Raw genomic sequence first — 26535 nt, forward strand, 5'->3', positions numbered from 1 at the left:
CTACCACCAGAAAAAAAAACCGGTTAGAATGCCGATAAGGGTAATGCCTATTTGTACAGTGGATAGAAAGTTGTTGGGCGATTCTTTTAGGTTTAGCGCTATTTTGGCTGCCGCATTGTTTTTATCGCTTTCAGCCTGTAGCCTTGCCTTTCTGCTGGATACGATGGATATTTCTGATGCCGATAGTATTCCGTTTAGAATAATCAGGACTAAAATAATAATTGCTTCGGTAAGCATAATGAGTTGAAAAAGTTTGTTTGCTAGTGCTAATTTACGGAAAAGACTAGCTAAAAAGTAGGATTATTATGATTATGTCAAGCATCCATAAAAAAAGCCGTATATCTTTCAATACGGCTTTTATAATAATAAGAATGTTTTTTCAATTACATTCCACTGTCATCTAACATAAAAGTATTTTTCTTGGTTTTCCATTTTCCTTTTGTGAAATCAGGGAATTCCAACGTTTTATTTCCTTTTGCAATAGACTCGGTAGATAATGGGAATACAGCACTCATGGTTACTGAATCATATACGTCAATTGGCGTCTGTACCTTTTGTTTTACTGCCTGAATGAACGCATTGAATACAAACCAGTCCATGCCACCATGACCAGAACCATTTGCTACCGCTTCATATTTTTGCCAGATTGGGTGATCGTATTTCTTTACCCATTCATCTGCAGAATCCCACGTGTGTGGTTTGGATTTACCCTCGATGTGAATACCTTTTGCAACATCCATCCAAATACCATCTGTTCCTTGTACGCGGAAGCCGATAGAGTAAGGTCTTGGCAAGTGTGTATCATGCGTTAATAACATGGTTTCTCCATTTGCACATTGTAACATCGTTTGTGTGATATCACCATTTTTGTAATTGATCTTACCGTTGGGGTGTCCTGAGGAAACTTTATTGACATAGGCTGCCAATCCACGGGCTTTACTTGAGTACGAAGTGATATGGGTGAATCTGTTGCCCTTGTTGATATCTGCAAATTGCATAATTGGACCTAAACCGTGGGTAGGATATAGATCACCATCTTGATCGATATTGAACTGTGTACGCCATTGTGCCTCAGAAATCGCTTTCGGGCCATATTCAACGCCATGGCCATAATACGCTTTTCCGTCATTGAATAATACTTCGCGTAAATCGTGTTGATAACCGCCTTCCAGGTGCAACAATTCACCAAATAGCCCTTGTCTGTGCATATTCAATACAGCAAGTACGTCACGACGGAATGCCACATTTTCTAGGGTCATGTAAGGCTTTCCGGTTTCTTCGGATACTTTCACAATATCCCAGTGATCTTGTAGCGTTAGACCTGCTATAACCTCGCAACCTACGTATAGTCCAGCTTTCATTGCGTCAATAGCTTGGTTTTTGTGGAATTGCCAAGGTGTTGCAATAATGACAGCATCTAATTTTTCATTGCTTAACATCTTTTTGTAAGCATCAACGCCACCAGTATATTCTTTTGGAAGTTTGGTGCCTTTTGCGTTGAATTGTTTACGGCATTGTGCTAGAGATTCTTCTTGGGTGTCACAGACAGCCACAATTTCTAAATCATCTCTGTTTAGGGCAATTTGAACGTGATTACGTCCTCTAAGACCCACACCAATAAAACCGATTTTTATCTTGCCATTTGTTTGGGCAAATAATTCTGTACTTGAAAGGACACCGATTCCAGCTGTAGTGATGGCAGTCGATTTTATGAAATTTCTTCTATCCATTGTTTTGAGATATAAGGAGTTTGTATATTAGTTATTTACTTGTTTGAAAACAGTCTTTGAGACTGGGTACTATTAACAAATATATTATTTCATTTGGGATAAATGAAAGTGCAAACGTTTGCTTAATTTTATTAAATTTCATGCAAACGTTTGATTGAAATAAAAATTATCATTTATTAATTCAATTTGTGATATTGCAAGCACATTGATGATTTAAAAAACATAGTTTAATGTCTGATTTTAACCAATTAGTAGTAGAGAGCGCAGCAAAACAATTCACATTAGAAGGAGATATCATTTCAGTGCAACCGTTTGGTTCTGGTCATATCAATGATACCTATCGTGTAGTTACTACTGTAGATAGCGGTATATCGCATTTATTGCAACGTATTAATCACCATGTTTTTCCGAACGTGGATGGATTAATGCATAATATTGAGATTGTCACCAAGCATCTTAGCAAAAAAGTTAAAGTCGCTGAAGGAAAAAGAATCAGCGATCATGTATTGACAATTGTTCCTACAAAAGGTGGGGAATTATATATAAAAGATAGTCAGGATAATTATTGGCGCATGTTTATTCTCATAGAGGATACGAAAAGCTATGATATTGTAGAGACTGAAGTCCAAGCAGCCGAAGGTGGCCGTGCTTTTGGGTTGTTTCAAAAACAGCTGTCGGATTTAGATGCTTCGTTGATCGTTGAAGTACTTCCCAACTTTCATAATATAGAGTTTAGACTTGAAAATCTTCGAAAAGCAATCGCTAAAGATGTGTGCCAACGTGTAGCGTCGGTAAAGGACAAATTGGATTTTATCTTTAGTCGTGAAGATCGAATGAAAACCATTCTTGAACTTGGTAACAAGGGGGAACTTCCACTGCGCATTACACATAATGATACCAAGTTTAATAATGTGCTCTTAGATCGCCACGATAAGATGCAATGTGTGATCGATTTGGATACAGTTATGCCAGGCTATGTGGCATACGATTTTGGAGATGCGATTCGGACGATTATTAACCCTGTTGCCGAAGATGAGATGGATGTTTCGAAAATTCTGCTAAATCTTGCCTTATATAAGGCCTATGCCGAAGGTTATTTGGAGGAAGCTAATGACTTCTTGACAACTTTAGAGAAAGAAACATTAGTCGATGGGGCCTTCTTATTGCCCTATATGCAAGGAGTACGTTTCTTAACGGACTATTTGGAAGGAGATCATTACTACAAGACTAAATATGATGACCATAATCTGGTGCGTACAAATACGCAATTGAAATTGGTTGAAGAGATGGAAAAGAATGAAGCATTTATGCGGAAGGTAGTTTTTGATTGCATTTAACAATTTTATACCTTTAATCATATTGAGAAGCTTCCATCGCGTAGATGAAGCTTCTTTTTTCTGTAAAAAAAATATTCGAATGAAAAAACTAACCATTTTGCCTATCGCAGCGGAGCTGGCCCATACACTTGATTATCATACTTTGTCGAAGCTCTTGAGCAATTTTGAATCGCATTCGCTGGAGTTTAATAACTGGAGCGAATCTTTCCCGTATAAACCTCAGGTACAATTTAAGATTGGCTATACCCAGGAGTATCTTGTGTTGCAATATGATGTCGTCGAAGAACAACTTCGGGGTAATTATTCCGAAACAAATCAAAATGTATGGGAAGATAGCTGTGTTGAGTTCTTTATTTCTTTTGATGGACGCGAACATTATTATAACCTGGAATTTAATCTAATTGGAACAGGCTTGATCGGTTATGGTCCGGCCGAAAAGGCAAATAGAAATCGATTGGATAGTACAACAATAGAACAGGTGCGTACTTACTCTTTAATTGAGCGTAATGGTTCCGATAAGCGATGGAGTATGATTGAGGTCATTCCACTTGCTGTATTTCAGTTTGACGATGTTGTAGACCTGAAAGGTAAACGGATACATGGGAATTTTTACAAATGTGGTGATCATCTCAAACAACCACATTTTATATCTTGGAATAAAATAGAAAACCCAACTCCTAATTTCCATCTCCCTGAGTTTTTTGGAGAAATGGTCTTTGGTTAGGAGTTGAGTGAAAAAAGGTGATGCTTATTGGTAAACAGATTCTTTTTTGAATTTCTTTGCCAATAAAGCATATACTAATACACGGTATTTATTTTTATTGGATTTGCCAATAGCGGTAATCACTTCCTCTAGTGCCTTGTCTAAATCAGGGCCATCTTTTAGGCCTAATTTTTTGATCAAAAAGTTTTGTTTGACACGGTTAAGTTCTTCGGGATCTGATGCAGCAATGGTTTCCGAGTCTGCATTGTAAATGGAAGGTCCTATTCCTTTTGTTACTTTTGCAATAAATGCTTCATCTAATGATAAGCCTAGCTTTTTTGATTCTGCAACATATGCAGCAATTTTTTCATCTAATTTGCTCATAATTATGTAAGTGATTTAATTGTAGTAAGTTAAGTTAGGTAAAAAAGTCGATAAACAAAATTATTCTTTGGTTAGGATAAAGATTGTTACATTTGTGCCCTTGATAAGTGCTGTTAACTAAAATGTGGAAAATTTCAACTAATTATTCTTCGTAATTGTTGTAAGTTACATTTTTATAAGTTATCTTTGCACCTCAATAATTGAATATACGTAATCATAATAATAATGAAAAAAGATTTGCATCCTTCAAATTACAGATTAGTTGTATTTAAAGATATGTCAAATGACTATGCTTTTATTACAAAATCTTGTGTTGATACAAAAGAGACTATTACATGGGAAGACGGAAATGAGTATCCAGTTGTAAAATTAGAGATTTCTCATACATCACACCCTTTCTATACAGGTAAAATGAAATTGGTTGATACTGCTGGTCGTATCGACAAATTCCGTAACCGTTACAACAAAAAATAATTGTAGCAGATCTGTATATTACAATATTAAGAACTCGATAAATATAATTTGTCGGGTTTTTTTTGTTATTTTTAATTTGTGAAAATCTTCTTTACAGATTGCTTTGATTCGATCCAATTGTTGGATAAGCTTAGCACCCCATTAACTACTTTTGATAGAAAGAGTCTTTATCCATTTACTTTCGTGAAATCTTGTTTGGACCTTCGGGTTGGTATACTGACTTTACGGGAGAAATGGGCAAAATTAGCTTTAAAATTTGATGTACACTATGTTGCCAACGATGCGGATAAGGAGGGGCTTATATGGGTGTCTGAGAACGTTATTCCGTCAGTAGCCTTATTACAGCTTCTACAGCGATTGCGTGTCGGAGAGGTCCTTGTACAGGACGGATACGTTTTAGCTTGTTGTTATACACATATAGACTCTTATCGTGTGCAAGAGGTTGATATATCCGTTGATCTATTAAAAGGGATAGAAGATCTATTTTTGCTCACAGGGACTGAAATAACACATGATTTCAATCATCTGGTACAAGGTGTTCAGTCGTTCAGTATATCTGGAACAAATCAATTGTTAGGTAATGATCTTTATGTGGCTGATCGTGTTAGCATGGAATGTGCTACGCTCAATACCCTACAAGGTCCCATATATATCGATGAAGATGTTACAATTATGGAGGGCGCGCATTTGCGTGGTCCATTATATCTTGGTAAAGGAGCCGTTGTAAAAATGGGCGCTACGATTTATGGGAATGTTTCGGTAGGGAAGCAGAGTGTTATTGGGGGAGAGATCGGGAATTCGGTCATTGGTGATTTTTCGGCCAAGGGGCATCATGGTTATCTAGGGTGCTCGGTAATAGGAGATTGGTGTAATTTAGGAGCTGGTACCTCTAATTCCAATTTGAAGAATAACTTAAAGACTGTTTCAATTTACGATTATGCATTAGATAGTGTTCGGGATACAGGTCTTTTAAAATGCGGTGCCTTTATTGGAGACTATACTCGCCTTGGCATCAATTCGGCTTTAAATACAGGAACAGTAATTGGAATTGCAAGCATGCTAGCAGATACAAGTTTTTATGCTAAATTTGTACCGTCATTTGCTTGGGTGTTTGACGGAGGTGCTCAGACTTATGAATTTGATAAGTTTATGGCATATCTGGAGACGCTGTATGCATCAAAAGGGGAAGAGCTCACGGAGCAGATTAAAGATAAATTGAATCAACTTAACAAAAAATATAATTAAATCGTAAAATCATGCGTAAAAAAATCGTAGCTGGTAATTGGAAAATGAATTTAGACTATCAATCAGGATTGAGCTTGTTTTCTGAAATTATCAATATGGCCAAAGATGAAGTGATTGGAAACCAGGAATTGGTTGTTTGTAGTCCATTTATTCATTTGTCAAGTCTTGGGCAACTGTCTAAAAATGTCGCGAATGTAAATATTGGTGCTCAGAATATTCACCAAGCGGAGTCGGGTGCTTATACAGGTGAGATTTCGGCTTCACAAGTAAAATCAGTAGGTGCTTCACATGTTATTTTAGGTCACTCTGAAAGACGTGCTTATTTTGGTGAAACTGATGCATTGTTGGCATCTAAAGTGGATATTGCATTAAAGCATGATTTAACCCCAATATTCTGTATTGGAGAAACAAGAGAGGAACGCGAATCTGGAGCTTTCTTTGATGTGATCAAAACACAATTGACAGATGGATTGTTCCACTTGTCTAAAGAAGCTTTTGCAGCTGTGGTGTTGGCATATGAACCAGTTTGGGCAATTGGTACTGGCTTGACAGCTAGCCCTGAGCAAGCACAGGAGGTTCATAAATTTATTCGTGAGGTGTTAGCTGATCAATATGGTCAGGAGATTGCTGATAATACAAGTATTCTATATGGAGGGTCTTGTAATCCAGGTAATGCAAAAGATTTGTTTGCTCAAGCCGACATCGATGGTGGTTTGATTGGAGGTGCTTCTTTAAAATCGAGAGATTTTATTGATATCGCTAAAGTATTTAACGGCTAATTTTTAGAAATGAAATACGTAGAGGTTATCTTTCAAATGCGATCAGGTGAAGAATGGCAGAAGGATTTGTTGATATCTGATTTGGCTGATATTGGCTTTGATACTTTTGAGGATACCGAATCTGGATTTGCAGCTTATATTTCAGCTGCAAATCTTGACTTGCAAGCATTAGAAACACTGATGCTTCAACCTTATGAAGGCCTGGAGGTCGATTATAAGATACAGGAAATAGAAAATCAGAATTGGAATAAATTGTGGGAAAGCAATTTCAACCCAATAGAGGTAGGAGGGCAATGCTATGTGCGTGCAACTTTTCATGAGGCCAAACCTGAGTTTCCCTATGAAATCATTATAGATCCGAAGATGTCTTTTGGCACCGGCCATCATCAAACAACTTCGATGATGCTTCAGTATATTTTGGAGAATGATTTTATGGGCAAGCAGGTTTTGGACATGGGCTGCGGTACAGGGATACTGGCCATTTTAGCATCAAAAAAAGGCGCGAAAGCTGTATTGGCTGTGGATTATGATGAGATATGTGTTGAAAGTGTAATCGAAAATAGGGCACTCAATCATGTTGAGCATATCGAAGCGCTCTGTGGATCTTACGAAGTTTTGGACGGTCGGGTCTTTGATGTGATTTTGGCAAATATTAACCGTAACATTCTTTTAGAACAATTACCTCAGTATGCCTTGAGCATTCGTACAGGGGGTGAGCTGTACCTAAGTGGTTTCTATGAGCAGGAAGATTTAGCAATCTTAAGCGATGCGGCGACCACATTGGGTTTTGAGTTTATCTCCAATAAAGTTTTAAATAATTGGTGTGCAGCCAAGTTTGTGAAGCGATAATTTAGCTATGCGGATTCATTTTATAGCAATAGGTGGTAGTGTGATGCATAACCTTGCTATTTCATTGGCAAAACAAGGGCATCAAGTGACCGGTTCTGACGATCAGATCGTAGAGCCCTCCCGTTCTCATTTGATTGAAGCAGGATTGCTTCCTAATCAATTGGGGTGGTTTGAAGAAAAAGTGACGGAGGATATTGATGCTGTGATCTTGGGCGCTCATGCCCAGGCAGATAATCCTGAATTAAAGCGGGCCCAGGAATTAGGTCTTAAAATTTATTCTTTTCCAGAATTTATACAAGAGCTTTCGCAGGATAAAATCCGGGTGGTTATCGCTGGAAGTTACGGTAAGACAACCATAACGAGCATGGTGATGCATGTTATGCGATTTCTAGGAAAAGAATTTGACTATTTGGTAGGAGCTCAATTAAGAGGCTTTGATAAGTTGGTCGATATTACTAAGCATAATAAGATTATTATTATCGAAGGAGATGAATATGTTTCATCTAAGATTGATCCGAAGTCCAAATTTTTGTATTATAAACCGAATATAGCGTTAATTTCGGGTATTGTATGGAATGAGTTTAACTCGAAAATATCTCAAGAGGAATATATTAAACAATTTGAAGATTTTATTGACTCAATTCCGCCTAAAGGTACCTTAATTTATAATAAGGAAGATGTTGTGTTACAGAAGGTTCTTCAAGATACAAAAGATTGTAAGATCAATAGACATGGCTATAAGATTCCTGATTATACAATTAATAAGGGGGTGACTTACATCAATACACCGGATGGCGACGTTCCATTGCAAGTGTTTGGTAAGCACAACCTATCTAATATTGCTGGGGCGTATACGATCTGCGAATGGTTGGGGATCAAAAAGAAAGAGTTCTTTGAGGCCATAAAAAGTTTTAATACTTCGATTCGTTATTTAGAGTTTGTTGCAAGCTCGGAAGGATCTGTGGTTTATCAGGATTATGCCTGTAATGCGGATAAAGTGAAGTCAAGTATTCACGCCGTGAAAGAGCAATTTCCTAATCAGAAATTGGTTACAATTATCGAATTAAACTCGTATGATAGTTTAGATTCATCGTTTTTGTTACAATATGCAAACTCAATGAAAGAGTCGGATGTCTCTGTGGTCTACGTGAATATAAATTCCTGTAAAGAACTTAATAAAGATATCGAAAGTGTCCCCAATAATATTAAGAATAATTTTAATAACCCTGATTTAGAGGTTGTTGTGAGTTTGGATGGGCTCTATTCATTTTTAGATGGTGTCAAATCAAAAGGTTACAATTTACTTCTTATGAGTTTAAATAATTATAATGGGGTTAATTTGTCTGTGCTCGCTGATCGGTTTTTTAGAGATTTTTAGAGAAAAAATTATAATTTAATGTAAATTAAATTGTAATTTATTATTTTTGTTTAAAATATCTACCAGATGAATGCATTAGGAAAAAAAATCAGATTACTTAGACACCAAAAGGGGTGGAGTCAAGAGGATGTTGCAAAACGATTGGATATCTCAATCCCAGCATTTTCTAAAATTGAAACAGGGATTACAGATGTGAATTTGTCTCGCCTGAATCAAATCTCAAAATTATTCAATTTGACAGTTGTTCAACTTTTATCTACTTCAGATTCTGAAGAAGATAAAGAATATGTAAACGAGGTGAATGCTTTGACGCAAAAATTACAACAACGCGATGGCGAAGTAATTGAATTGCAGAAAAAGGTTATTGATCTTTATGAGCAATTGCACAAAAGATAAGGCATATTAAAAATGTTACCGAAAAGGCAATCCAAATGGGTTGCCTTTTTTTGTTTATGCAACTTTATTTTGGTCAAAAGTGATTTTGTTTTTGTTTCTTTGTAAGTATTTTATCAAAAAATAAAGGTTGATTATTTATGGGGAGATTAAACGGGGATATAACGAATAGCCCGTCGACTGATTTTTTTAAGTCAAATGTATTGGGACAGCGTTCAGGACTCTTTGTCCTTTTCTTTACTGAAATGTGGGAACGTTTTTCGTTCTACGGGATGCGTGTACTCTTAATGCAGTTTTTAACTGCTGCAGTTATTCAAGGTAGTCCTTTCTCGGGATGGTCCTGGACTGCACAACAAGCGGGAGCACTTTATGGAACCTATGCCATGATGCTCTATTTAACTCCTATTCTAGGAGGGATTATAGCGGATAAATATATTGGATCACGGAAAGCTGTGATCATCGGTTCGGCGATTATGACGCTTGGACATGCTGCCATGGCCTTTGATACTTCCATTATGTTTTTTCTGGGTTTGATCTGTTTAGTTATTGGAACAGGTTTTTTCAAACCCAATATGCCTTCTATCTTAGGTGAAATGTATAAAGATCTACCAGAGAAAAAAGATGGAGCTTATACCATATTCTACATGGGGGTCAATGCTGGTGCTTTCTTTGGCATGATGCTATGTGGATATATAGCCGAAACGTATGGTTGGCATTGGGGATTCGGCTTGGCTGGTATCTTTATGCTTTTGGGAACACTGCAGTTTGTTTTCGCAAAACCGCTCATGGGAAATCTTGGTGTATTAACTAAATCTACCTCTGGGGAACATAAAGTTATCGCTGAGGATACCGATACCAGAAATCCATTTACCATACGGGATTATGTATTGATCGCGATAGTTTCTATTATCGGTTTCGTATATGCTTTCAATGACCCTTTGTCTAAGAATGGTATTGTTGATGTGTTTTCTGGTTTGGATACACCGTTTCTTAGAGGTCAATATATTATGGTTATTGTGGCGTTAATTCTCTTCATATATCTTATTGTGACACGGATTTTGCGTTATGATAAGGTTGTAAGGGATCGGATGTTTGCGGTCGTGTTGCTAGCGTTTTTCTTGGTCTTCTTTTTTATGAGCTTTGAGCAGGGGGCAACTTCGTTGGTTCTTGTGGCTAGAGATAATATTGATAGATCACTTACTGGTGCTGCATTGACGACCTTTAATGTGGTAAATGGTTTATTGACGATTGTACCGCTTTCGATTATCTCTTGGGTTCTGATTAAATTGGCAAAAGTAACCTGGAACAAAATTGCCATTTCAAATATCGTATTGTTTATCTGTTTTGGGTTGATCTGGGGAGCAGTAATCTGGATGTTGTACAATGAATTCAATAAAGAAGCATCAGAAATTAAAGTCTCCTGGTTTTCGATCCTAAACTCATTTTTTATCATTGCACTTGCCTCCTCGGTATCCAAAATTTGGGAGTCCAAATATAACCCATCGGCAGCCTTTAAATATGGCTTTGGTTTGATTTTGGTTGCGATAGGATTTTTTATTATCGGGTTGGGATCTATGGGGATAAGCCAAGGGGCTAAAATCTCGATGGTATTTTTGGTGCTGACCTATTTGTTCCATACATTGGGTGAATTATTTATTTCACCGGTAGGTCTTTCTTACGTATCCAAATTGGTGCCGGCTCGCATGCTCGCATTTATGTTTGGAATATGGTATTTGGCGATTGCTATTGCACAGAAGGTTGCAGCGGTATTAGGAGGACAAGTGGAAACAATTCAAGAGGAGCACTCCTTGAGTTATTTCTTCTTCTTATTTACAGCAATTCCTGCCTTAGCAGGCCTGTTAGTAATGCTGTTTAATCCATTGATTAAACGATTGATGCACGGAATTAAATAACAAATATATAAGCTTCTTTTGCGAAAGAAGCTTTTTTGATTAATATAAATTAGTATGGAGGTTAGTACAAGGGAATCGCTAGAAGAGATTCAAAATTTTGACGGGAAGTACCCAAAGCAAATCTGGAGTTTGTTTTTTTCCGAGATGTGGGAAAGATTCTGTTTCTATGGTATGCGCGGGATGTTGGTGTTCTTTATGATCACACAGCTAAACTTTGCTGAAAAGGATGCCAATTTACAGTATGGAGCGACACAAGCATTTGTATATGCGTTTACATTCATAGGAGGGCTGTTTGCAGACAAAATTCTTGGTTTCAGAAAGTCTTTATTCTGGGGTGGCTTATTGATGATCGTAGGAAGCTTATTTCTTGCAGCAGATCCACATAAATATTTCTTTTTTGGTTTATCATTTATCATTATAGGTACGGGTTTCTTTAAACCCAACATATCGACGATGGTAGGCGAGCTGTATAAAAAAGGTGATGTTCGTCGTGATGGCGGCTTTTCCTTGTTTTATGCGGGAATAAATTTAGGCGCATTCTTAGGCGGATATATCTGTGTTGCGATCGGTAAAGGATATATGCTGACGTCAATTATTTCTGAGGGACATCGCTGGAATGTTGCTTTTGGTTTGGCGGCGGTAGGCATGTTGGTTAGTTTAGTGAATTTTCACTTTACCAAAAGGCATTTAGGACCAATTGGACTTCAACCTGGGGATCCTGAGGCCATAGTAAAGACGAAAGCATTACCGAAATGGGTAGAATATGCCGTATATATTGCCACGTTGATTTTTATCCCTATTATTCAGATCATGGTGTCAAAAACGCAGTATACAGACTATTTTATGTACACGATCGGCCCATTGACGCTGTTATATCTTTTTTATGAAATGTCTAAAGTGACTGCTGAAGAGCGGAATAAATTAATTGCGGCGCTGGTGTTTATCCTTTTCTCGATTATTTTTTGGGGTATATATGAGCAAAGTGGCGGTTCCTTAAGCATCTTTGCTGCTAAGCATTTGAATGATTCCTTATTGGGCGTTATTACGCTCGATCCAAATGGCGTTAACAATTCAGGTGGAGCATTATTTATTATTGCATTAGCACCTCTTTTTGGTCTTTTTTGGATTTGGCTGGGCAAACGTAAACTTGAGCCAAATACCATTATTAAGTTTGGTCTTGGCTTTGTTTTCTTGGGATTAGGTTATTATGTCCTATTTGCTACGCGTTTATTTGCTCACGATGGTATGACCTCATTGGATGTCTTTACTCTTGCACTGCTTGTGATTACCGTTGGGGAGCTTTGTCTATCACCAATTGGTCTTTCCATTATGACGAAATTGTCTCCAGCAAGATTACAAGGTATCATGATGGGTATGTGGTTTTTGGCAAGTGCTTACGGTCAATACGTAGCAGGCTTGATTGGTGCTAGTATGGCTGAAGCTAAGGAAGGAAGTTCATTGGCGGATAAACTGGTGACTTATACGGAGAGTTATAAACAATTGGGCTTATATTCTTTGATTGCTGGTGTGGTGCTTATAGCCTTATCTCCTGTTGTACGTAAATTGATGGGGAATGTAAAGTAAAGTGCGCAACTTTGAAACATTAAAGTTATTAATATAAAAAAAGCTTGATTATTAAATCAAGCTTTTTTTATATTAATAAATCCATTTGAATTTATAATCTTTTTCTGGAACCTTCATCCGATCAGCCAGTCTAGCCAAACGATCTGGTAGTTTTAGTAGATAATCTCTCGCTTTCTCACCTTTATCATTCAGGCCAGTAACTTGATCTATTTTCCATTCACTGTTCAGCTCTTTCAAGATATCCACGTAGTCCAAAGCAGTATATACTCCCAATCGTTGGGCTGCGTCCGAGAAATGTGCAAATGCCTCTCCTTGGGGCTCACCGGCTTCTCTTAAGAACTGGGCCGGCATAACGATTTTTTTACGCATCATATCCTCAAATGCAATCATGACTTCACTCGGGTCTACGGTGATTGCTTTTGAAATAAAAGACATATAAGCTTTAGCATGACGTGCCTCATCAGATGCGATGACCCCACACATTTTTGCCAAAAGTTTATCGCCGCTTTTTTTGGAAAGCCCAGATACACGACGATGGGAAACGTTGGTCGCTAATTCCTGAAATGAAGTATAAATAAAATTCCGGTAAGGGTCTGCACCAGTACCAATATCAAAACCGTCTTGAATAAGATATTGTGTAGACATTTCAAATTGGCGCATGTCTATTCTACCCGACAAATAAAGGTATTTGTTCAATAGGTCACCGTGACGGTTTTCTTCAGCCGTCCAAGCGCGTACCCATTTCATCCATCCACCTTGCTCGTTTTTGTCAACGTCTTCTACCATGGTCAACCACGATTCGTACGTTGGAAGGGCCTCTTCGGTGATGGTGTCTCCAACCAATACTGCGACCAAATCATAAGAGAGCTCTTTTGCACTTTCCTGCAACTCTTTTACTTCCTCAAAAAAAGTGTCCCTAGAAGAATCTGGAAGAAAATCGGCAGGTTGCCACATCTCTTCAACAGGCTTCAGGTATTCGCTCATCTCATTGAGCATGAACGGTTCCAAATAGGTCATCACTTCTTTACGTGAGCCTTCCGGTAAATTTAGAGGTAATTCTTGCATATCATTACAAAGGTACTAAATAGCATCAATAAATTATAAAAGCTAATTATAATTGTTTAAAATGCCAAAAATTACTTTTTTGGCTGAGGATACCTTGGAAAACCGACATTGATAATGACATAAAAAACAGATTGACCGTCCTGTATTCGATAAAATACTATTAACTTTGTATAAATTATTTAGACGACGTTGGAAAAATTTAATATAGATAAAATACGAGCCGATTTTCCGATTCTGAAGAGAGAGGTAAATGGTAAACCATTGGTTTATTTGGATAATGGCGCGACAACACAGAAGCCGAGTTCTGTTATCAATTCGATTGTACATTATTATACAGATATGAATAGTAATGTGCATCGGGGCGTACATTATCTTAGTCAGATATCGACGGACGCTTTTGAGGTGACTCGAAAAAAAGTTCAGGCTTTCATCCATGCTGCTGAAGATAAGGAAATCATTATCACCAAAGGAACAACAGATGGAATTAATCTGATTGCCACTTGTTATGGCAGAGCTTTTATTCACGAAGGTGATGAGATTATTATTTCAGCGATGGAACACCATTCCAATATTGTGCCTTGGCAGATGCTCTGTGATGAAAAGGGCTGTAAAATTCGGGTCATTCCGATGAATGATAAAGGTGAGCTTGATATGGATGCCTACAGCAATTTGTTTAATGAGAAAACCAAATTAGTTGCTGTAACCTATGTTTCAAACTCCCTTGGGACAATCAATCCTGTGCGTGAGATGATTTCAATTGCTCATGGACATGGTGCTGTTGTTTTAGTCGATGCTGCGCAGGCTGTTCAACATATACAGATTGATGTTCAAAAGCTGGATGTAGATTTTCTGGTATTTTCCGGACATAAAATGTACGGTCCTACAGGTGTAGGAGTGTTATATGGCAAAGAGGAGCTATTGAACGCGATGCCACCTTATCAAGGTGGTGGAGATATGATTAAAGAGGTTACTTTTGAAAAAACGACCTATAATGAATTGCCTTTTAAATTTGAGGCGGGTACGCCTAATATTGAAGCCGGTATCTGTTTGAACGAGGCCATCGATTATATCAATTCAATAGGTCTGGAAAATATCGAGGCCTACGAACATGATTTGTTGCAATACGCTACGGAGAAGTTGGCTGAAATTCCGGGCATGCGGTTTATTGGAACGGCCGAGCAGAAATGTTCCGTTATTTCATTTGTAATTGATGGCACGCATCCTTACGACGTTGGTGTGATCTTGGATAAATTGGGGATCGCTGTACGTACAGGCCATCATTGTGCCCAACCTGTCATGGATAGGTTCGGTATTCCGGGAACTATTCGTGCTTCTTTAGCCGTATATAATACAAAAGAGGAAATAGATATTTTGGTCGCCGGTATCCAACGCGCGGTCAATATGTTGGTTTAATAAAAAATAGGTATGACCATTAATGAAATACAGGATGAATTAATTGAGGATTTTGCTTTCTTTACGGATTGGATGGAAAAATATGAGTACATCATCCAGCTGGGAAAAGAAGTGCCTCTAATTGATGAACAATACAAAACAGATGAATATATCATCAAAGGATGTCAGTCCAAAGTATGGCTTTTTCCGGAAATAAAGGATGGAAAAGTGTATTTTACGGCAGATAGCGATGCAATTATCACAAAAGGCTTGGTGAGTTTAATGGTCAAAGTACTATCTGGACATACCGCCAAGGAGATTGTTGATGCCGATTTATATTTTGTGGATAAAATAGGGCTGAAAGAACATTTGTCACCAACTCGGGCAAATGGCTTGCTATCCATGATTAAGCAAATTAAATTATACGCTCTGGCGTTGCAAGTGAAAGCATAAAAAGGGGATTATTCATCCCCTTTTTTCTTAATACTATTTTAAAAGCTGTTCCCCTCAGCTTGAGATTTATTTTGAAATTATCCAATGAGTTCCTGAATAATGATCTTTTTCATTCTCATGAGCGCTTCATTTGCCCCTGGTCGCTTTAGTAATGTTGCAATTTGTTCGGGTACGATCTGCCAGCTTACACCGAATTCGTCTTTGCACCAGCCACACATGCTCTCTTTGCCTTTCTTCGTGATCGTATTCCAGAAATAATCAATTTCCTGCTGATCTTTACATAGAATAGTGAGTGAAATGCCTTCGTTAAAAGTGAAATTTTGTGGAACTCCGCTATCCATTGCCATGAGTGTAAAATCCCGGACTAAAAATTGGGTATGTTGGATTGATCCGGTATATTCACCTTCTGTGTATTTCATGACCCCATTGCTTCGAAAATCATGAAATAATTCTGCATAAAATGCTAGTGCTTGTTCGCAATTTCCTTGTTGCTCTCCGCAATACATTAGCGTAGGTACAATTGCCTGTTGGTTGGTATCGCTCAGTTTACCGAGGTATAATTGCCAATTTACGCCAAACTTGTCGGCCAGCCAGCCGTAGTGCGGGCTCCAAGGGTAGGAGTTTAAAGGCATTAAGGTGTTGCCTTCCACAGCAAGTGAATTCCAGATACGATCAATTTCCTCTTTGCTTTCGCAAATGACCATAAATGATATGGATGGGTTGGGTTTGAATATAGGACCTCCATTTATTCCAATAAATTTCACACCGCTTAGGACAGCTTCAACAACGATGGGAGAGTTGTTGCTAATATGGCTTCCAGGGAAGGTACCAGCGTAAAGATCAAAGGCTTCCTGCGCGTTTTGATCGAACCAAATGGATGGGATAATTGAATTATTCATCTTTTTTTGTTTTAGCGTTCACCTATTTGTATTTGTCGTTCAGGCCTTTTTTAGCGAGGACCAACGGTTTAATTTTTTCAATACGGGATTGTTTCGTTTTTTCTTGCTTGGCCTCATCGATGTACTCGATGTATTCTTTCTGTTTTCCTGGTGTTAAAGCCTGGAAACTTTCTGCGAAGGTCGGATCCGTCTGCAGTGCTTCCAATAATAGACCAGCAGGGGCCTTCATTGGAGATTTAGTTGGCTTGAGCTCTTTTCCCTCGTTAATGGTTTGGATGGATTCTTGGATATATGCGGCTATTTTTTCGGCATTCATATCCTTAACGTCTTCAAAGCGCCATTGTCGTAATGCTTTCGTTTTTCCTTCGGAGGCACTGATGAGATGTTTATCCCGATCGGTTAAGAATACACCATTATAAAACCAGAGGGAGAAGAAATTTTTAAAGCCGCCCCAACCAATAACATTTTTCCCTTTATGCGTATAGATATAGCTCCCCCATTTGAATTCCTTTTTTAAGGAAGTTTGCTGGATGATCTCTTGCATGAGTTCTTCAGCCTCCTGCCAGTTCCCTCGGCTTTGGTACCAATTAGGGCCTTGTTTGTCTTTAAGTTTATCAATATTAAAATTGACAATATCGGTAATTAATTGTGTTGGAATCGGTTGATCCAAAGGAATTTGTATTGCCCCTTTTGTGGTTTTAAAATTTTTGAGTTCTGTAATGAAGTGCTCGATAGCAGCAGGTCCTGGATATAGGCCCAAATGGTTTTTGTTCATCGCAAAATGGATGATATTACCCTTGTATCTGAAAGTAGGCATTTGATAGGAGATCGTTTCTTCTGCATCGGGAGGGACTAGGCCAGCGATAAGCTGTCTCACCTTGATCAGATATTCTTTTTTCTCCCCGTCAAATTGATTGATATATTCGTCTATTGTTGCGATGCTCGTTGTCATAATTTGTGCTATTCTTTGATTCTCGTATACTTATTTTCAATAAACTGTATCGTTTCGGACATAAGCTGATGGAGTATTTCTATGTTGATGTCGCTTAATTTCTTGATGTATATGCAGGCTTTGCCTATTTTAAATTTCCCGAGCCGATCGACTAAATGTCGATGTTCATCGGCACCGGTAAATACATAAAGGGAGATTGCTGATTTTCGGGGGCTAAATGCGATCAAAGGAGCATAGCCTTCGTGCCCACTTACATAGGTATAATGATAGTTTCCAAATCCGATGATCGTTGGTCCGTACATTCTAGCCGGCTCACCCGTTGTGGTTTCCATTAATTGTATCAGTGTTGCACTATCGATTTGTTTTTGTGGGTCGTCAACTGTTTTTATAAAGTCTTGGACAGAAGCTTCGGTATATGCCGTTTTATTTTTTGCCATGTATAGTTGATGTCTTTTGACGGATATTCGGATAACCTCAATTGAATATAGTGTATTTGAAGTAATTCGATGAGCAGCTATTTTTAGAGAGAACTATTTTTGGAACATAAAATCGAAAGCCCCAGTTCTCAGATTGATATCATATTCTAGATAAGCTTTCATGCAAGCTAAAAAGTTGGCCCAACCTTCTGTTTGTCGCATCATCATTAAAATTCCATCTGCATCGTTGTTCATCTCGTGTTCTGTAATCTTTATGACGGTCGCGTTTTCTCCGAATGTGGACAGTGCGATTTCTACCGGTTGATTGGGAAGTCCGCCGCTCCAGTCAAAAGAGATATATGAATTGGGCCTGATGGTTTTTCCTGTCACGGGAAAACTGTCGGGAAACTCTGGAAATGTCCATTCTACCGTTTTATCTGTCTCTAGACGTCCAGTCGAAGATTTTATAAAATAATGATTCATTTTATTGGGATCTACAATAGCCTCAAAAACTTCGTTGATCGGTTTCTGAATTTGGATACTGGCTTTGGCGGTTAGTTTTTCCATATTAATTTAAAGTTTTAGACAAATATTCAATAAATACAGATAGCTTGTATCTGATTACATTAAAAATATTGAAAAAGATCTTTTCGTGACCATGGACCAATCTATTGTCCAAATCACCGTTTATTTATTTTAAGATGTATAGACTATATAAACACCTTATTGAAGAATAGGTTTTCATTTTGGGGACCTGGATCAATATTTCCCCTAAAAGGAACGAATTGTACACTTGTAAAATGTAGTTTTAGCGTATTTTTGACTATAGTTAAAATTGATCCTGCATTCCTTCCATTAGGTCGCAAGGAACGATAATCCAATAAATTTAGAAAAGGTATCCGTCTGAAATCTTTCAGGTGGTATTTGCCGTCTTCATAAAACCAACGTTATGTTTAAAATCAAGTGTTTTTTTCTTTTTATGGTTTCTTCGGGCGTTTTTTTTTCGAGCGCACAGACTAAAAATGTAAATGAAGGCAATGAGGCTTCAAATATGTTTAATGATGCGACAACACGTGATAAAAATGCGATTGTTGAAGCAGAAACCGGTTGGTGGAAACGTGCTGCATTAACTCGTGAACAACGTCTAGAAAAATGGAAGGCAGCCTCGTTTGGTATGTTTGTTCATTGGGGCGTTTATTCCCAATATGGAAATATTTGGAAAGGGAAGGCGGGCGGGGGCTATGCGGAGCATCTGATGCGTGTGATGAAAATCCCACGTAGTGAGTATCTTGATTCAGCACGTCGATTTAATCCGCTAAAGTTTAATGCGGAGGAATGGGTATTGTTGGCAAAAAATGCAGGGATGAAATATTTTATTATTACGGCTAAGCACCATGATGGCTTTGCGATGTATCCTTCTGCATTTTCAAGTGACTACTCATTGTCAAGCACTACATTTAAAAGGGACCCGTTGGCGGAATTAGCAGCTGCCTGCCATAGACATGGACTCTTGTTTGGCTTCTATTATTCGCATGCTTTTGACTGGGAGCATCCGGATGCTCCCGGTAATGACTGGGATTACCGTAATCCCGGCGGGGATAAATTGTTGGGTGGCACAAATTGGTTTGACAAACATCCTGAATGGTTGACAAAGGCTCGGCATTACGTAGATCAAAAGGCGATTCCTCAGATTGAGGAACTTATTCAGCGCTATTATCCGGATTTGTTATGGTTTGACACACCGCATAAGTTGCCGCTGTCTGAAAACCTGCGAATTTTAAAGGCTATTCGAACAGCTGATCCGAATATTATTGTCAATGGTCGATTGGCACGTACCGAGGAAAAGAATTACGGCGATTACCTGAATACGGCAGATCGACCTGAGGAATATTATCCAGTTGCTTCTGGCGCTAATTGGGAGGCCATACCAACTACCAATGAATCCTACGGTTATTCGTCGACTGATAAGAGCCATAAACCGACAGCGCATTTTATCAAACTCTTAGCCAAGGCTAAAGCCATGGGTGGGAATATTCTAATGAATATTGACCCCAAGGGCGACGGAAGCATCGACAGCGCTGATGTCGCTATTTTAAAGGGATTAGGTCGGTGGATGCGGGGGAATAGTGAAAGTGTCATTGATGTTGCACCATCTAGCTTACCTCGTCAGCCTTGGGGAGTCATTACTCAGCGTAAAAATACCCTGTATTTACACGTGTTTGAGCGCCCTCAACGGAATGATCTGATTGTCGGCGGATTGATTGCTCAGGTTAATTCGGTTTCGTTATTGTCGGGAGAAACTATCGGAAAATATAGGTCCGACAAAGATGGACTGCATATTCCTATAGATCAAATTGCTTCTGAGGATGATGACCTGGTCGTAGTGGTGCAATTGAAGGATAGCATAGCTAATCCAATAAATCCTACTTTAATGTATGTGGATCATCATGTCAATAAAAATCGGCTACTGACCTTTTATGCAAAACAGATCGGGAATCCGATGAAGTTTGGGGACGGTAAAAAGAATCGCTATTATGTGACGGGTTGGACTAGGTTAAGTCAAGGGTTAAGATGGGATACCCATGTGTTAAATGGCGGGCGCTTCAAAGTAGCTGTACGGTATGTGAAAGATGTTGTAGATACAGGAGGTAAGCTGGGCTTGAATTTAGGGGGGAAGAATATTGATTTTACGATAGATCCGTCTTCTTCCGTTGGTTTGCGTGAACATCAGCTTGAATTGGGTACGGTGACATTGCCAAAGGGCAAGCAAGCGATTGAATTACGTGCCCATACTATAGCGGGAGCAGAAATGGTGAAATTTTTGGAAGTCATATTGCTTCCGGAATAATTTGTATTGTTGAGCATTCGTCGATCCTTTGTTTAAATCCATCTGGGGTTAATAACAAAAAAAGCTAATCTTGCGATTAGCTTTTTTTGTGTCGACTAGTACGAAATTCGAAACTTTTAAAACACGATATAAATTCTCACTCGCTATGGACTAATGCTGCGTCTGATTTTAGGATTAAATACAACTTTCAAATACTGTGAAAAACAATACTTTTACTAATTCAAATACTGCCTTTGCTATTTTATGGTTTTAGTTTTGCTATCATTGTGACAAGTTTGATGAAAATTAAACGAGACAAAATGAAAAAGATCATCCTTGCATTTCTACACTTCGTTATTATGCTATCCGCAGCAAATGCACAAAATAGCATTAACTTTTATCACTCTTACCCTGCTGGTGGAAGATTAGCCATGTTTGTTGATAGTGGAGCCAGAAATGTTTATTATGAAAATATATTTCCAAATCAACCGCAGACCGCCTTTAATTATTTAAAAGGAATTAAAAACATAGGTATCCAAATCTATTTTAGAAAGACAGAACGTGTACAGGATTATCGGTATACAATCTTAGCGGATAACAAACCTATAGCGGTAAACAAGTTGATCGATACTGCACAGCTGAAAAATGTCGATCGGGGGGAGGAGGAAGTACGACGTTCCGCCACGTTGGGTACCTTCGCTATAAAAGATAAAACCATTACAATACTCACCTATGACATCCAAAGACCGCAAGAGGTTTACAAAAATGTGTTTTACGGGAGACCTATTCCGAAAGCGAAAATTAAAACTTTTGCGAAACGCTTCGCTACTAAAAATGGTGTTGATTACAGCTATGTAACTGACCCGAAAGATAGAACAAGCATTACTTTTACCAACAAAGACGATGAATTAACGATAGTAAAAGACAGATCGGATATCGATTATCTCTACTATACCTCCATAAAAGATAAACAAACAAATAAGATAATCTTCGAATCAACAGCTTGGCAATACGGGGGCTACCTTGATGAAGCATATAAACTGTCACCTTATGTAAAGATTGATAAAAGCATTTTCAAAAAATCGGGAGATTATGAAATTATCATTCAGCCATTGATCAAATGGGATAAATACGCTGATTCCAATATTTCATCGGGAGAAATAGAAAAAATATATGACCCGGCATACGCTTTCTATCACTATAGATGAAGAAAGCTACACCAAATTAGAGCTCTTTACTTATGCGGCTATTGTAACATTTTCCATTGGATCAGTGTTTCTTGTTATCCTTTATCTCACCAAAAAAAGAAACAAAAAAAAGCTGATAGAAAAAGACCAGGAAGGAAGTATGATAAAGCTACAACTTAACTCCATTCGTTCCCAATTAAATCCTCATTTTTTGTTTAATGCACTTTCTGGTATCCAAAATCTGATCAACAAGAATGAAATAGACAGTGCGAATAAATACCTTTCCAAATTTGCTCGCTTAACGCGTAGCGTGCTTAAGGATAACGAGCGGATTAGTTTATCGCAAGAAAAATCCCTATTGGATGATTACCTACAAATGGAGCAATTGCGATTTGGCTTTCAGTACACCATCAATCATTCTGGAAACTTAGATTTGACAAACATAGAAATACCAAGCATGTTACTGCAGCCCTTTGTAGAAAATGCGGTCAAACATGGGATGGCGCAAAGAACTACTGCTGGCAAAATTATGATTGAATTTATAAAGCAAGCAGATAACTTGGTCTTAACCGTTGCCGATAATGGAAATGGATTTGACAAGGGGAAGAAGCACAATGGTTTAGGTCTTCAGTTAAGTGACAGTAGACTCGCACTTTTAAATAAAGTTTATAAAGAAAATCGTTTTATCTTAGTTATAGAATCAACCACTAATGGTACTAAAATATGTTTAACATTAACGGATTGGCTATAATATGATAAGAGCAGTTTTAATAGACGACGAAATTTCCAATTTAGAAAACCTACAGGCTTTACTAGAAAAGCACTGTCCCCAGGTAACTGTAGTTGCGATAGCGCAAAGCGTGGGAGATGCTGTTGATGTTATTGGAAAGTATTTGCCTAATCTCGTGTTTTCTCGATATTCAAATGGGCGAGAAGACAGGTTTTGATGTGTTAAGGCAGCTTCCATGGCGTGATTTCGAAGTTGTTTTTGTTACCGCTTATGACCAATATGGAATACAAGCTGTAAAATTTGCGGGCATTAGATTATCTTTTAAAACCCATAGATATTGAGGAATTTAAAGGATTCGGTAAAAAAAGTGGAATATAAACTATCTACGCAGAAACAAAATTCACAGCTCGAATTTTTACTGCAGCAACTAAAAAAAGCAGAAACGAACATAGGCAAGATTGCCCTACAGATGCAAAGCGAAATAAGGTATGTTATTTTATCCGAAATTATACGTTGTGAAGCAGATAATACGTACACGCACTTTATTCTAGCGAATGGTGAAAAAATTTTGGTTTCTAAATCACTTAAAGAGTATGCGGATCTACTGCATCCCAGTGGATTTGTAAGAACACATCAAAGCCATCTGGTAAATCCAAAATACGTGAAAAGCTGGTTAAAAGAGGACGGTGGTATTTTACTCTTAATGTCTGGTGAAAAAATACCCATTTCTAAGCCCAATAGAGACATGGTGAAACAAGCCTTGCAGCAGCTCTAATCTAATTTATTGTGATCCATTGCCGCTTTAATCTGATAGCCTGCATGGTCTAAGCGAGCGCTATCTGATACGCAGATGGCTCTTAAGGTAAAATACTGTAGAAATATCTTTCATAATCCATTCGCATTTTATTAAATTACATTATTAAATATTAACCGTATCGAAGGATTGCCATGGATCAAACCACTAAAAGATCATCTCTTATTTTATACTTCCTTATCATTTTGTTTTCGCAATGTGCCATTGGCCCAACAGACGTTCTCTTATGGAAGTTTGGAAAGCTGAGTATGTACGCCCCGAAGGGTAAACCCAATGCCTTGGTGTTATTTGTTTCTGGAGATGGGGGGTGGCAGTTTGGGGTAATCAATATGGCCAAATTTCTAGCTGCACAGGGGGCGCTTCGTTGCGGGGATCGATGCCAAGCACTATGCTACTTCAATGGCACGTTCAAAAAAGGACTGTTATTATCCTGCCGCAGATTTCGAGCAGCTCAGTATGGCCCTTCAAAAGAAATATAAGTTTGAAAGCTATCAGAAACCCATATGGTAGGCTATTCCTATGGGGCAACGCTGGTTTATGGCTTGATTGCCCAGGCTCCTGCTGGGACTTTTCGTGGTGGGATTGCCTTAGGCTTCTGTCCAGATATCACTATTGCCAAACCACTCTGTAAGGGCAGTGGATTATCTTCCATGTCTTAAAACCTGGAAAAAGTTATTATCTGGATCGTAGCGAAAAATTGGCCGCTCCGTTTTGGGTACTTAATGGTGTAAAAGATCAGACCTGTCCCTTTAACGCTACGGCAGATTTCCTTAAAGGGATAGAAAATGTCCAATTAGTCAGCCTGCCCAGAGTAGGACATGGTTTCTCCATTGCCGATAATTGGCTGCCTCAGTTCCGGATGGCTTTTCAAAAGTTGCAGGTGGCCGGCCAACCTACCCAAAATGGGGGTATACTCAAAACTGATATGCCCATTGAGATACTGGAACCCAAGAAACCGACCAGGGAATTGATGTTTATGATTTCTGGCGATGGTGGTTGGACCAGTTTCGACAGGGAGTTGGCCAGTACTTTTGCGACAAAGGGGATCAAAGTGATTGGCTTGGATGCACAGAAATATTTTTGGAATGCAAAGACACCAGAACAGACGACAAAGGAAGTGTCCGAGATTTTGGCTTATTTTCAGGAAAGGGAGCCCAATACCACTTTTTCGATCATGGATTATTCTTTTGGGGCTTGTGTGATACCATTTATCGCTAACCGTCTGCCCGAGAAGTTGAGAAAAGCGACCACTGGATTGGTCTTGTTATCACCAGATGATCGAGCCGATTTTGAGATCCATGTGGCGGATATGCTAAGTTTAGGGTGATCGGAGCGAACCTTATGATGTAGTAGCTGAGCTGAAGAAGGTAAGTCTGCGCAAACTGTGCATTTTTGGTTTCGGGGAGGATAGCGAGATTGTAGCAAAGTTTAGAAATGTAGGAGCACCGGTAGAAATCTTGCCTGGAGGGCACCACTTTGATAACGATTATGAGGCCATTGTGGGAAAGGTGATCAACGGCATAGCGATCAAATAACCAAGTTTAATCATAGCACCTAGCTTATCGGGTTCAACTACTGCTAAAACAAAAAAAGCTAATCTTGCGATTAGCTTTTTTGTTGTGATCCCGCTGGGATTCGAACCCAGGACCCATACATTAAAAGTGTATTGCTCTACCAGCTGAGCTACGGAATCCTTTCTGTTTTTGAAAGTGATGCAAAGGTAGAAAAATAAGTTATTTGTGCAAAATGTTTTTGTCTTTTTATTGATAAAAATTGTAACTGTTTAAAAATTACTGAATTATTTTTTAGTTAAAAAGCCTTTTAAAACACTTGCGGGTTGGCTGGGTCAGTATTGAAGCTGTTTTCTGGAACAAGGAAGGGTATTTTTAGGTTAGAATGGTCATAAAAAAAGTCAGCTAATTGCTGACTTTTTTTATGCTATAGGGTTGTATGGATAACATTATTCAGTGACCACACCCATTTTGCTAAACTTATCAATTCTTTCAGTAACTAATGTATCGCTATCTTTAGCCGTCAATTCTGCAAGATCTTTCAATAACTGGCTTTTTAGATTAGCCGCAGCTGCTGCAGGATCTTGGTGAGCACCACCTAGCGGTTCAGGGATAATACCATCAATCAATCCGTTGCCCAACATGTCTTCTGAAGTCAATTTTAATGCCTCAGCGGCCTTTTCTTTGTGATCCCACTTCTCCATAGGATAGAAGAACAAGATTCAGGTGATATGACCGAATACCAGGTATGTTCCATCATGTAAACTCTGTTTCCAACACCGATACCCAAAGCTCCACCTGAAGCTCCTTCACCAATAACAACGCAAATGATCGGAACTTTCAAGACAGCCATTTCCATAAGGTTACGTGCAATCGCTTCACCCTGTCCGCGTTCCTCAGCTTCAAGTCCTGGATAAGCACCCATCGTATCAATTAAAGTGATCACAGGCTTATTGAACTTTTCCGCCATTTTCATTAAACGTAATGCCTTTCGGTAGCCTTCCGGATTGGCCATCCCAAAATTATGGTATTGACGCTCTTTGGTGTTTTTACCTTTTTGATGACCGATGATCATAACAGCATTACCATCAATAGAAGCCATACCACCGACGATCGCTTTATCATCCTTAACGGTTCTGTCACCATGCAGCTCGATAAATTCGTCGCAAATAGCTTCTATATAATCATAAGTCTGAGGGCGATCCGGATGGCGTGACATTTGAACGTTCTGCCAGCCTGTTAAATTGCCGTATATTTCTTTTTCAGTAGAAGCAAGCTTTTCTTCAAGCTCACGAACGGTTGCGCTCATGTCAACTTGAGTTTTTTCGGCAACTTGAGTTACCTTTTCAATTTGCAATTGCAAGTCTGCAATTGGCTTTTCAAAATCAAACGTGGTTTTCATATATCTATTTTATGAAAATATTCAGAGGGCTAATTTAGCGCATTTTTTCTGAAATTAAAATTAGGGAGGATAATATCATTGGAATTCCTTTGTTACATTTGGCGTTATAATCGTACTG

General features: G+C 38.5%; 27 protein-coding genes, 1 tRNA gene and 2 pseudogenes. 20 read left to right on the top strand and 10 right to left on the bottom strand.

From position 1 onward, the window contains the following. Complete coding sequence (locus DTA23_RS29410; RefSeq protein ID WP_256604266.1) at nt 1-237, bottom strand: CNNM domain-containing protein; 237 nt, start codon at nt 235-237, stop codon at nt 1-3. Between the two features lie 146 nt (nt 238-383). Beyond that, nucleotides 384-1730 (bottom strand): Gfo/Idh/MocA family protein, encoded by a 1347-nt coding sequence (locus DTA23_RS18230; protein ID WP_112375591.1) that lies wholly within the window; start codon nt 1728-1730, stop codon nt 384-386. Nucleotides 1731-1960: 230 nt separating this feature from the next. Between DTA23_RS18230 and DTA23_RS18235 the strand changes: the two genes are divergently transcribed. Both DTA23_RS18235 and DTA23_RS18240 read left to right on the top strand, forming a co-directional pair. Then, nucleotides 1961-3067: a phosphotransferase enzyme family protein gene (locus DTA23_RS18235; protein WP_046671777.1), complete on the top strand. Its 1107-nt coding sequence runs from the start codon at nt 1961-1963 to the stop codon at nt 3065-3067. Nucleotides 3068-3146: 79 nt separating this feature from the next. After that, nucleotides 3147-3791: a carbohydrate-binding family 9-like protein gene (locus DTA23_RS18240; protein ID WP_146753115.1), complete on the top strand. Its 645-nt coding sequence runs from the start codon at nt 3147-3149 to the stop codon at nt 3789-3791. A 24-nt stretch (nt 3792-3815) separates the two neighbouring features. Here DTA23_RS18240 and DTA23_RS18245 read toward each other — a convergent pair whose 3' ends face one another. Further along, nucleotides 3816-4154, bottom strand: a complete 339-nt coding sequence (locus DTA23_RS18245; protein ID WP_046671775.1) for a DUF2853 family protein — start codon at nt 4152-4154, stop codon at nt 3816-3818. A 225-nt stretch (nt 4155-4379) separates the two neighbouring features. Here DTA23_RS18245 and DTA23_RS18250 point away from each other — a divergent pair, with 225 nt between their 5' ends. From DTA23_RS18250 to DTA23_RS18285, 8 genes are all read left to right on the top strand, one after another. Continuing rightward, nucleotides 4380-4628 (top strand): type B 50S ribosomal protein L31, encoded by a 249-nt coding sequence (locus tag DTA23_RS18250; protein WP_046671774.1) that lies wholly within the window; start codon nt 4380-4382, stop codon nt 4626-4628. A gap of 78 nt (nt 4629-4706) precedes the next feature. Beyond that, a complete protein-coding gene (locus DTA23_RS18255; RefSeq protein WP_112375593.1) occupies nt 4707-5873 on the top strand; it encodes a putative sugar nucleotidyl transferase in 1167 nt (388 codons plus the stop codon). Between the two features lie 11 nt (nt 5874-5884). Further along, the gene (gene tpiA / locus DTA23_RS18260; protein ID WP_070566100.1) at nt 5885-6652 is read left to right on the top strand and encodes a triose-phosphate isomerase; all 768 of its coding nucleotides are present in this window, start codon (nt 5885-5887) and stop codon (nt 6650-6652) included. Between the two features lie 9 nt (nt 6653-6661). After that, nucleotides 6662-7501 carry a 50S ribosomal protein L11 methyltransferase gene (gene prmA, locus DTA23_RS18265; protein WP_112375594.1) on the top strand — a complete coding sequence of 280 codons (840 nt, stop codon included), beginning with the start codon at nt 6662-6664 and terminating at the stop codon, nt 7499-7501. Nucleotides 7502-7508: 7 nt separating this feature from the next. Beyond that, nucleotides 7509-8879 carry a Mur ligase domain-containing protein gene (locus DTA23_RS18270; protein ID WP_070566097.1) on the top strand — a complete coding sequence of 457 codons (1371 nt, stop codon included), beginning with the start codon at nt 7509-7511 and terminating at the stop codon, nt 8877-8879. A gap of 66 nt (nt 8880-8945) precedes the next feature. Further along, nucleotides 8946-9275, top strand: a complete 330-nt coding sequence (locus DTA23_RS18275; RefSeq protein ID WP_070566095.1) for a helix-turn-helix domain-containing protein — start codon at nt 8946-8948, stop codon at nt 9273-9275. Nucleotides 9276-9412: 137 nt separating this feature from the next. Then, nucleotides 9413-11185, top strand: a complete 1773-nt coding sequence (locus DTA23_RS18280; protein WP_112375595.1) for a peptide MFS transporter — start codon at nt 9413-9415, stop codon at nt 11183-11185. 54 nt (nt 11186-11239) lie between these two features. After that, on the top strand, nt 11240-12769 hold the full coding sequence (locus DTA23_RS18285) for a peptide MFS transporter (RefSeq protein ID WP_112375596.1): 1530 nt from the start codon (nt 11240-11242) through the stop codon (nt 12767-12769). Between the two features lie 72 nt (nt 12770-12841). On the opposite strand, the gene DTA23_RS18290 is transcribed toward DTA23_RS18285, so the two are convergent. Beyond that, complete coding sequence (locus DTA23_RS18290) at nt 12842-13834, bottom strand: acyl-ACP desaturase (protein ID WP_112375597.1); 993 nt, start codon at nt 13832-13834, stop codon at nt 12842-12844. Nucleotides 13835-14023: 189 nt separating this feature from the next. Here DTA23_RS18290 and DTA23_RS18295 point away from each other — a divergent pair, with 189 nt between their 5' ends. Both DTA23_RS18295 and DTA23_RS18300 read left to right on the top strand, forming a co-directional pair. After that, nucleotides 14024-15247, top strand: a complete 1224-nt coding sequence (locus DTA23_RS18295; RefSeq protein ID WP_070566087.1) for a cysteine desulfurase — start codon at nt 14024-14026, stop codon at nt 15245-15247. 12 nt (nt 15248-15259) lie between these two features. Continuing rightward, nucleotides 15260-15679: a SufE family protein gene (locus DTA23_RS18300; protein ID WP_112375598.1), complete on the top strand. Its 420-nt coding sequence runs from the start codon at nt 15260-15262 to the stop codon at nt 15677-15679. 77 nt (nt 15680-15756) lie between these two features. Here DTA23_RS18300 and DTA23_RS18305 read toward each other — a convergent pair whose 3' ends face one another. The 4 genes from DTA23_RS18305 to DTA23_RS18325 all read right to left on the bottom strand — a co-directional run bounded on the left by DTA23_RS18305 (nt 15757) and on the right by DTA23_RS18325 (nt 18513). Next, nucleotides 15757-16578 carry a VOC family protein gene (locus tag DTA23_RS18305; protein WP_112375599.1) on the bottom strand — a complete coding sequence of 274 codons (822 nt, stop codon included), beginning with the start codon at nt 16576-16578 and terminating at the stop codon, nt 15757-15759. 22 nt (nt 16579-16600) lie between these two features. Next, nucleotides 16601-17530 carry a DUF1801 domain-containing protein gene (locus DTA23_RS27840; RefSeq protein ID WP_204990832.1) on the bottom strand — a complete coding sequence of 310 codons (930 nt, stop codon included), beginning with the start codon at nt 17528-17530 and terminating at the stop codon, nt 16601-16603. Between the two features lie 8 nt (nt 17531-17538). Next, a complete protein-coding gene (locus DTA23_RS18320; RefSeq protein ID WP_112375600.1) occupies nt 17539-17967 on the bottom strand; it encodes a DUF1801 domain-containing protein in 429 nt (142 codons plus the stop codon). 93 nt (nt 17968-18060) lie between these two features. Further along, nucleotides 18061-18513, bottom strand: coding sequence for an SRPBCC domain-containing protein (locus DTA23_RS18325; protein ID WP_112375601.1), 453 nt, complete (start codon nt 18511-18513; stop codon nt 18061-18063). 382 nt (nt 18514-18895) lie between these two features. Between DTA23_RS18325 and DTA23_RS18330 the strand changes: the two genes are divergently transcribed. The 8 genes and pseudogenes from DTA23_RS18330 to DTA23_RS30515 all read left to right on the top strand — a co-directional run. Beyond that, complete coding sequence (locus DTA23_RS18330) at nt 18896-20794, top strand: alpha-L-fucosidase (RefSeq protein ID WP_112375602.1); 1899 nt, start codon at nt 18896-18898, stop codon at nt 20792-20794. 299 nt (nt 20795-21093) lie between these two features. Continuing rightward, on the top strand, nt 21094-21981 hold the full coding sequence (locus DTA23_RS27845) for a hypothetical protein (protein ID WP_218565407.1): 888 nt from the start codon (nt 21094-21096) through the stop codon (nt 21979-21981). Then, a complete protein-coding gene (locus tag DTA23_RS27850) occupies nt 21947-22711 on the top strand; it encodes a sensor histidine kinase (protein WP_218565408.1) in 765 nt (254 codons plus the stop codon). The genes DTA23_RS27845 and DTA23_RS27850 overlap by 35 nt, the downstream gene beginning before the upstream one ends. Nucleotides 22712-23027: 316 nt before the next feature. Then, the gene (locus tag DTA23_RS29415; protein WP_256604276.1) at nt 23028-23465 is read left to right on the top strand and encodes a LytR/AlgR family response regulator transcription factor; all 438 of its coding nucleotides are present in this window, start codon (nt 23028-23030) and stop codon (nt 23463-23465) included. A 287-nt stretch (nt 23466-23752) separates the two neighbouring features. After that, nucleotides 23753-23983, top strand: coding sequence for a hypothetical protein (locus DTA23_RS18345; RefSeq protein WP_172462453.1), 231 nt, complete (start codon nt 23753-23755; stop codon nt 23981-23983). A gap of 24 nt (nt 23984-24007) precedes the next feature. Continuing rightward, on the top strand, nt 24008-24163 hold the full coding sequence (locus tag DTA23_RS27205) for a hypothetical protein (protein WP_172462454.1): 156 nt from the start codon (nt 24008-24010) through the stop codon (nt 24161-24163). A gap of 38 nt (nt 24164-24201) precedes the next feature. Continuing rightward, the gene (locus tag DTA23_RS18350; protein WP_112375604.1) at nt 24202-24831 is read left to right on the top strand and encodes an AcvB/VirJ family lysyl-phosphatidylglycerol hydrolase; all 630 of its coding nucleotides are present in this window, start codon (nt 24202-24204) and stop codon (nt 24829-24831) included. A gap of 25 nt (nt 24832-24856) precedes the next feature. Further along, nucleotides 24857-25039, top strand: a pseudogene (locus DTA23_RS30515) (AcvB/VirJ family lysyl-phosphatidylglycerol hydrolase); the annotation flags it as partial. An 85-nt stretch (nt 25040-25124) separates the two neighbouring features. Here DTA23_RS30515 and DTA23_RS18360 read toward each other — a convergent pair. Together DTA23_RS18360 and DTA23_RS18365 are read right to left on the bottom strand one after the other, a co-directional pair. Next, a tRNA-Lys gene (locus DTA23_RS18360) sits at nt 25125-25197 on the bottom strand. A gap of 267 nt (nt 25198-25464) precedes the next feature. Then, nucleotides 25465-26417 (bottom strand): annotated as a pseudogene (locus tag DTA23_RS18365) (acetyl-CoA carboxylase carboxyltransferase subunit alpha). Between the last annotated feature and the right edge of the window lie 118 nt (nt 26418-26535).

This window comes from Sphingobacterium multivorum (assembly GCF_900457465.1).
GTDB lineage: Bacteria > Bacteroidota > Bacteroidia > Sphingobacteriales > Sphingobacteriaceae > Sphingobacterium > Sphingobacterium multivorum.

Bases quoted from the DNA above. Each gene is read 5' to 3' on its own strand.
- DTA23_RS29410 (WP_256604266.1), bottom strand. From the start codon at position 237: ATGCTTACCGAAGCAATTATTATTTTAGTCCTGATTATTCTAAACGGA.
- DTA23_RS18230 (WP_112375591.1), bottom strand. From the start codon at position 1,730: ATGGATAGAAGAAATTTCATAAAATCGACTGCCATCACTACAGCTGGA.
- DTA23_RS18235 (WP_046671777.1), top strand. From the start codon at position 1,961: ATGTCTGATTTTAACCAATTAGTAGTAGAGAGCGCAGCAAAACAATTC.
- DTA23_RS18240 (WP_146753115.1), top strand. From the start codon at position 3,147: ATGAAAAAACTAACCATTTTGCCTATCGCAGCGGAGCTGGCCCATACA.
- DTA23_RS18245 (WP_046671775.1), bottom strand. From the start codon at position 4,154: ATGAGCAAATTAGATGAAAAAATTGCTGCATATGTTGCAGAATCAAAA.
- DTA23_RS18250 (WP_046671774.1), top strand. From the start codon at position 4,380: ATGAAAAAAGATTTGCATCCTTCAAATTACAGATTAGTTGTATTTAAA.
- tpiA (WP_070566100.1), top strand. From the start codon at position 5,885: ATGCGTAAAAAAATCGTAGCTGGTAATTGGAAAATGAATTTAGACTAT.
- prmA (WP_112375594.1), top strand. From the start codon at position 6,662: ATGAAATACGTAGAGGTTATCTTTCAAATGCGATCAGGTGAAGAATGG.
- DTA23_RS18270 (WP_070566097.1), top strand. From the start codon at position 7,509: ATGCGGATTCATTTTATAGCAATAGGTGGTAGTGTGATGCATAACCTT.
- DTA23_RS18275 (WP_070566095.1), top strand. From the start codon at position 8,946: ATGAATGCATTAGGAAAAAAAATCAGATTACTTAGACACCAAAAGGGG.
- DTA23_RS18280 (WP_112375595.1), top strand. From the start codon at position 9,413: ATGGGGAGATTAAACGGGGATATAACGAATAGCCCGTCGACTGATTTT.
- DTA23_RS18285 (WP_112375596.1), top strand. From the start codon at position 11,240: ATGGAGGTTAGTACAAGGGAATCGCTAGAAGAGATTCAAAATTTTGAC.
- DTA23_RS18290 (WP_112375597.1), bottom strand. From the start codon at position 13,834: ATGCAAGAATTACCTCTAAATTTACCGGAAGGCTCACGTAAAGAAGTG.
- DTA23_RS18300 (WP_112375598.1), top strand. From the start codon at position 15,260: ATGACCATTAATGAAATACAGGATGAATTAATTGAGGATTTTGCTTTC.
- DTA23_RS18305 (WP_112375599.1), bottom strand. From the start codon at position 16,578: ATGAATAATTCAATTATCCCATCCATTTGGTTCGATCAAAACGCGCAG.
- DTA23_RS27840 (WP_204990832.1), bottom strand. From the start codon at position 17,530: ATGACAACGAGCATCGCAACAATAGACGAATATATCAATCAATTTGAC.
- DTA23_RS18320 (WP_112375600.1), bottom strand. From the start codon at position 17,967: ATGGCAAAAAATAAAACGGCATATACCGAAGCTTCTGTCCAAGACTTT.
- DTA23_RS18325 (WP_112375601.1), bottom strand. From the start codon at position 18,513: ATGGAAAAACTAACCGCCAAAGCCAGTATCCAAATTCAGAAACCGATC.
- DTA23_RS18330 (WP_112375602.1), top strand. From the start codon at position 18,896: ATGTTTAAAATCAAGTGTTTTTTTCTTTTTATGGTTTCTTCGGGCGTT.
- DTA23_RS27845 (WP_218565407.1), top strand. From the start codon at position 21,094: ATGAAAAAGATCATCCTTGCATTTCTACACTTCGTTATTATGCTATCC.
- DTA23_RS27850 (WP_218565408.1), top strand. From the start codon at position 21,947: ATGACCCGGCATACGCTTTCTATCACTATAGATGAAGAAAGCTACACC.
- DTA23_RS18345 (WP_172462453.1), top strand. From the start codon at position 23,753: ATGTACGCCCCGAAGGGTAAACCCAATGCCTTGGTGTTATTTGTTTCT.
- DTA23_RS27205 (WP_172462454.1), top strand. From the start codon at position 24,008: ATGGTAGGCTATTCCTATGGGGCAACGCTGGTTTATGGCTTGATTGCC.